Annotated in this window: 1 protein-coding gene; it reads right to left on the bottom strand. The window is 63.5% G+C overall.

Annotated features, from left to right (window positions below; genetic code table 11):
* Positions 1-502 (bottom strand): ATP-binding cassette domain-containing protein (locus DBR30_RS17300; protein ID WP_258224477.1); only part of this gene is annotated, 502 nt, incomplete at both ends.

Raw genomic sequence — 502 nt, 5'->3', positions numbered from 1 at the left:
CCAATACGTCCGTCGCAAGAGGCGCCTTACCAAAACGCAGCACCCGATGACAGATTTGGCGCAGCAGCGCCTGCTGATGGCTAAAAATCACCATGCCAAGCCCGCGTTGCTCGCACTCAATCATCAACTCCCGCCAGAGTTGACGCTGAATTTGCGGATCCAGCTGGGCGGTCACCTCGTCGGCAATCAGCAGACGGGTGCGGGGATCGAGGGCGCGCAGCAGCGCGATGCGGGCCAGCTCGCCACCGGAGAGCTGACCGGGTTTACGGCTGAGCCACGCAGGCTTGACCATAAAGCGGGCCAGCATGGCGTCATCGGGGCGCCACACATCCCACAACGCCTGCCCGGTGGTGCGGTAGGGATTGAAGGTGAGTTCGGGGTGCTGGGGCACCAGCTGGATGGGGTTATAGCCTTTTACCTGTTCAGGCACCGGCTGCCCATCCAGCAGGATCTGCCCGCCAGCCCCAACCGGTTGCCAACCGGCCAATACCCGCCCCAGCGT

The organism is Aeromonas sp. HMWF017 (assembly GCF_003061465.1).
In the GTDB taxonomy this organism is placed as follows: Bacteria; Pseudomonadota; Gammaproteobacteria; order Enterobacterales; family Aeromonadaceae; genus Aeromonas; species Aeromonas veronii.
The sequence above is the reverse complement of the archived record's forward strand: the minus strand, read 5'-3'. Positions and strand labels throughout refer to the sequence as shown.